This window comes from Metasolibacillus sp., assembly GCF_025291715.1.
GTDB classification, from domain to species: domain Bacteria; phylum Bacillota; class Bacilli; order Bacillales_A; family Planococcaceae; genus Metasolibacillus; species Metasolibacillus louembei.
On record NZ_JAMBIZ010000059.1, the window covers coordinates 1 to 5,023 of the forward strand.

Here is a 5,023-nt window from a genome sequence, read left to right on the forward strand (position 1 = left end):
TTGAACCGCCGTATACGGATCCGTACGTACGGTGGTGTGAGAGGACGGGAGTTAATCGCTCCCTCCTACTCTATTTCCTCTACATTGCCATTGTGAAATAGCTTTAACAGCTCACGTGCCTCATCTGTTGAATTAACGTTCATGAGCTCATTTCTTAAATGGCTTGCGCCTTTAAAGCCACGCACATAAATTTTAAAGAAGCGCTGTAATGCTCTAAATGAGCGTGTTTCAAATTCCTTTGAATAATGGTCGTATAAATCAAGATGTAGGCTAAGTAAGCTCAAATACTCCTCTGCACTATGCTCTTGTGGCTCTTTTTCAAAGGCATATGGATTTGTAAAAACACCGCGTCCAATCATTACCCCATCAATGCCATATTGCTCCGCTAGCTTAAGTCCTGTTGTGCGATCAGGAATATCTCCATTAATCGTCAGCAATGTGTTAGGGGCTATTTCGTCACGCAATTTTTTAATGTCTGCAATGAGTTCCCAATGTGCGGCAACTTTGCTCATTTCTTTGCGTGTACGAAGATGGATTGAGAGATTGGCGATATCTTGCTTCAAAATATGGGATAGCCATTCACGCCATTCGTCTACCTCTGTAAAGCCAATTCTTGTTTTGACGCTAACAGGCAAGCCACCAGCTTTGGCAGCTTGAATAATTTCAGCAGCTAGCTCAGGGTGCAGAATTAAGCCCGCTCCTTTTCCGCGCTCTGCTACATTATCAACAGGGCAGCCCATATTAATATCTACCCCTTTAAAGCCACGTTCTTTCATGCCGATACTCATTTGTCGGAAATGCTCAGGATTATCTCCCCAAATATGTGCAACTATCGGTTGCTCGTCCTCTGTAAAAGCTAAGCGGCCGCGTAAGCTCTCGACGCCATCAGGGTGGCAGTAGCTTGCAGAGTTTGTGAACTCTGTAAAAAAGACATCGGGACGTCCTGCTTCAGCAATGACATGACGGAATACAACGTCCGTTACTTCTTCCATCGGTGCTAATATAAAAAATGGCTTTGGTAAATCAAGCCAAAAATTGTCCTGCTTCATAAATAAATAGCCTCTCTTTCAAAACTGTGTCTTGCAAAAAGATAACATATTTATTGGCTAATGAAAATAAAAGAGGGCTGCTGGATTAGTCCAGCAACCATAAATTAACGTGCAGAAATACCACCATCAATGACGAATTCAGAGCCTGTAGAGTAGCTAGATTCATCAGATGCTAAAAATAGCACCATTTTCGATACTTCCTCAGGCTGTGCAACACGCTGTAATGGAATATGCTTTGCAAATTCCTCCACAGCCGCCTTTGTATCCTCTTGTACAACCATTGGTGTGGCAATAACGCCAGGATGTACAGAATTTACACGGATATTGTAGTGAGCACCTTCAATAGCAGCCGCCTTTGTCATGCCACGCACTGCAAATTTTGTATCTGTGTAGCCGATTGCACCAGCCACTAAACCATTTAATGAAGAAATGTTGACGATAGAGCCACCACTCGCTTTTTGCATCGAAGGGATGACCGCCTTCATGCCTAAAAATACAGACACTTGGTTAATTTCTACGATGCGACGGTATTCCTCAGCTGTTGTTTGGAGAATAGATTTTGCCATCGTGATACCGGCGTTATTCACTAACACATTCACTGGACCGAAAGCTTCCTCAGCCTTTGCAATAACTGTAGCCCAATCCTCTTCACTTGCTACATTTTGTTTAACGAAAATGGCATTTTCACCTAACTCTGCAGCTAAAGCTTGCCCGTTTTCTTCATTTAAATCAGTAATAACGACCTTAGCGCCTTCTTCAATGAATAATTTTGCGTGAGCAGCGCCCATACCTTGGGCCGCACCTGTAATAATTGCTACTTTACCTTCTAAACGAGCCATATTTAAGCTCCTCCTTATGTTAATTATTCTATTTAAAATAAACTACATTTGTAAATTAACAGAACTGTCTAGGAAGTGTCAATTTAAAATCCTTATAATCTTGTGATGAAAAGCAACGTTTTAGACAACATGTTATAATTTGTACAAAAGATTGTATGAAATTAGGTGATTTTAGCAATGGCAGCAGAAGATCGACGCATTGTCAGAACGCGCACAAAGCTTAAAGGTGCAATGTTAACTCTATTAAAAGAAAAGAATTTTAAAGATATTTCAATAACAGAAATTGCAAAGGTTGCAGGCTGTAACCGTGTCACATTCTACTCGCATTATGAAGATAGCACAAAGCTATTGGCAGATATTTTTCAAGATTATTTAGATGAGCTTGCACAGTATTATCGCGATAGCTATAAGGGGAAGGAGTCCTTTACACTTGCAGACCCTACGCCAAATATCCCTATCTTCGAATTTGTTTATAACAATCAATTTATTTTTTCGCTTATGCTGATGGGGGAAGTTATTCCAGGCTCACAAAATATTTTTTGTGAAACAATGGGCAGTATTAGCCGTAAAGATTTAAGCTTACAGGATGAGGTATGGTTCGATATAGATGCAGTCAATGCCTATGCCACATACGCATTTTTAGGCTTGTTTATTTATTGGATTAAGCAAGGCTTTCAAAGCTCACCGAAGGAAATGGCGGAAAGGTTAGCATTTTTACATACGACCTCGCTTGGGGAAGTAAAGGTTGTTAGTGATAAATAGATGGCAGCGGTTATTATAATGCTTAATTAAAATGAGGGAGTGATATAAAAAATTTCTACTCCCTCTACTCTCTAATCTTTCTTAAATATAGAATCATAAATGCTATAAATTAAATTTTTATAGGTTGAATTTGGCATTTGCTTTACTTGCTGTCTACTATAGACAATGTCCTCAAAGGCCTGCTCTTCATTACCTAAATGGTAATAGCAATGCGCTCGTATCGCTAAAATCTCATAACCAGCCGCAAGTTCAAGGGGGTGAATAACATATGAAGGGATTGCGTATTCTTTTACTTGCTGTAATGCCTCTGCATAAAAACCTTTTTCCCACAATGTATATGCCAGCTCTTGATTGTATAAAATACTTAGCGACATATTCTGTTGCTGTGAAAACTCCTTAATAAAGCGCTGTATTTCTTCTGACAAATGGGCATTCAAATGTAAACGATTTTCAAAATGGAACTTGCTATAGGAATAATGAATGAAGTCATATATATTTCCTGTAAATTGTGTGTAATGGTAAAGCTTTTGTAGGTTAGTTTGCCCCTCGGATATATTATTTAATTGAATATAAAGCAATAGCTGTAAACGACAAATAGCATCAATTTTATAATATAAGTTTGCTTGTTTCATTAGTTCAAGGCATTTGTTTGTATAAGAGGAGGCTGACGTATAGTTGCCTAATGCTGCTTCGATAATGGCTTTATAATAATAGCTATCAATTAAAACGGTAGACTCAAATACATATTCCCCATTCTCGATTTGCTGTAAAATTTCCGGCATAATCACTTCACATTTATCATAGTTTTGCTGATTAATATAGCTTTTACAAATAAATAATTGAGCTTGGACTTTTTTGTTCATAAGACCGATATGCTCATAATAAGTAATGCTATGCTGCAGTAATTCCAGCTTTAATTCACTGTGCAAGTAAAAATAAGCAATCACATATAGCTCTGTAATTCGAGCTTCCTCAAAGCTGTTGAATTGAATATGTTCTAATAGCGGCTCAATCGCCTCGACTATTTTTTTATCAATTTCAGGATTGCGCTCATAAGGCATAATAATGAGCCTTTCAAATTCAACGAGTAAGTTTCGGTAGCGATCTACCTCAATAGGATTAATTAGCTCATTGATTGGTAAAGATAGTTTCTCTGCTAATTTATGTAAAGTAGCCATTGATGGCTTAGCTTTATTATTTTCAATTTGGCTAAGTAAGCTGTATGAAAAGTCATCTCCAGCAAGCTCCTTCAATGTCAGCTTTAGCTGTTTTCTTCGTTTCTTAATTTTTTCACCTAATGAAATCATCTATTTCACCTCTTTTAAAATTATAGCATTTGATTTACAATAGATAAATAATTTTAATTATATTAAAATTTCATAAAAAGTTGAGGGTGATTAAAATGTGCTTGTTGTTGAAAAATGGAAATATATTAAATATAGAATCAGGTATTTTTGTAAAGCAGGATATTTTAATAAAAGATTCCCGTATTATTCAAATTGCAGAAAATATAAAGTCTGACTATCAAGAGATTGATTGTGAAGGCAAGTGGATTATTCCCGGTCTTATTGATATGCATGTGCATATTAAGTATGGCTTTGCACCACTTTTTACAGCAGGAGGTGTGACGACAGTGCGCAATACAGCAGGGAATCTTATTGAGCTAAAGGAGCTCAGGAATCAACAGATTAACCCCCGTATTATTTCGGCAGATCGTATGATTGACGGGCCTCCAGGGCTATGGGGAGAAACGAGCCCTTACAATTTAAATACGGATGATGAAGATGTGGCTCGCAAAGAAGTAAGAAGGCAGGTTCAGTATGGTGCCGATTTTATTAAAGTGTACGGTTGGTTGAATCAGGCTGTTATGGAAGCCGTTATAGATGAGGCAAAAAAATACAACAAAGAGGTTAGCTGTGATTTAATGCATTCTACTTCTGTGACAGCTGTCGATGCAGCAAATATGGGGATTAGGTGGAATGAGCATGGATTAGGCATTTTGCAGGCAATTTTCCCACAATGGACAATGCAAGCAACACAGGATGTTTGGGATGAAATTAATTGGGAGCAGCCTGATGAGGAGAAAATTGCGGAAGTGTGCCAGCAATTAAAGGATAAAGCTGTTACATTATGCCCAACGATGATGGTTTTTGATCAAGCAAATCGATTGCATGATTATTGGGCAATCCGGCATTTCATTATGGATAAAATCAAAGAAAATGAAAGCTTAATGGATCAATGGGAAAGATTTCTTCATTATCCAGATGCATTAAAGCAAATAGGTATACAGCATCGTTATCACTAGCGTCGCATAAATTTTAACTGAATTTTCTGTTTTCTTGTTTTTTCGTCGGAAACGAAAAACGAAGACAC

5 protein-coding genes are annotated in these 5,023 nt (G+C 37.9%); 2 read left to right on the forward strand and 3 right to left on the reverse strand.

Annotated elements, in window-relative coordinates:
• Positions 1-65: 65 nt before the first annotated feature.
• Together M3Z76_RS19515 and M3Z76_RS19520 are read right to left on the reverse strand one after the other, a co-directional pair.
• Positions 66-1,049, reverse strand: coding sequence for a tRNA dihydrouridine synthase (locus M3Z76_RS19515; RefSeq protein ID WP_293929874.1), 984 nt, complete (start codon positions 1,047-1,049; stop codon positions 66-68).
• A gap of 104 nt (positions 1,050-1,153) precedes the next feature.
• Positions 1,154-1,888: a glucose 1-dehydrogenase gene (locus tag M3Z76_RS19520; protein ID WP_293929875.1), complete on the reverse strand. Its 735-nt coding sequence runs from the start codon at positions 1,886-1,888 to the stop codon at positions 1,154-1,156.
• Between the two features lie 177 nt (positions 1,889-2,065).
• Between M3Z76_RS19520 and M3Z76_RS19525 the strand changes: the two genes are divergently transcribed.
• Positions 2,066-2,650 carry a TetR/AcrR family transcriptional regulator gene (locus M3Z76_RS19525; protein ID WP_293929877.1) on the forward strand — a complete coding sequence of 195 codons (585 nt, stop codon included), beginning with the start codon at positions 2,066-2,068 and terminating at the stop codon, positions 2,648-2,650.
• Between the two features lie 71 nt (positions 2,651-2,721).
• On the opposite strand, the gene M3Z76_RS19530 is transcribed toward M3Z76_RS19525, so the two are convergent.
• Positions 2,722-3,957, reverse strand: a complete 1,236-nt coding sequence (locus M3Z76_RS19530) for a helix-turn-helix domain-containing protein (RefSeq protein WP_293929879.1) — start codon at positions 3,955-3,957, stop codon at positions 2,722-2,724.
• 95 nt (positions 3,958-4,052) lie between these two features.
• Here M3Z76_RS19530 and M3Z76_RS19535 point away from each other — a divergent pair, with 95 nt between their 5' ends.
• Entirely contained in the window at positions 4,053-4,955 is a 903-nt protein-coding gene (locus tag M3Z76_RS19535) for an amidohydrolase family protein (RefSeq protein ID WP_293929881.1), read from the forward strand.
• The last annotated feature ends 68 nt before the right edge of the window (positions 4,956-5,023 follow it).